This window comes from Acinetobacter sp. B-6 (assembly GCF_056930735.1).
The window spans coordinates 1-538 of record NZ_JBXPBY010000054.1; the positions used below are offsets into that span (position 1 = coordinate 1).

The 538-nt window shown below is 42.9% G+C and carries 1 pseudogene; it reads right to left on the reverse strand.

The features are described 5' to 3' along the window. Positions 1-538, reverse strand: a pseudogene (locus AC1Z3T_RS21190) (YadA-like family protein); the annotation flags it as partial.

Sequence of the window (538 nt, forward strand, 5' to 3'; positions counted from 1 at the left end):
TCGTACTTCACTGCAAACTTGTCAGTTTCACCTTGCGCATCGCTGACCATTTTTAACTGGTCTTCTGTCGCCGCTTGACCTGATACTGCTGTTCCGTTCCAAGTAGTATTACTTAAACCTTTGATTGTATTGCTTGATTTATCTACAACAACACTGCCTACAGTCACTTTGTCAAAGTTAACGTCTTTCGCTGTCGCAACTTCATAGTTTGTTGAGCCATCTGCATTGGTACCCGATGTAACGACAACATTATCCCCAGCACTTACCGTGGTTTTCGCTTTAGTCGCTGAATCTTTAATACTGCTGATTGCACCATCAATCGTATTTGAACCTGTACCACCAATATTGGTCGTCGTGATTGCACCAGTCGTTGCATCAATTGTGGTTGAACCACCGATTGCATTCTTCACGCTGTTTGCAACACCATATAATTGGCTACCATTGATCGCATCAGTAGATGTTGAGGTCACAGCACCCGCTTTAACATTGCTGATTGTTGTGCCATTTGTACCTGCTAAAGTGACATTGTTATAGTTCG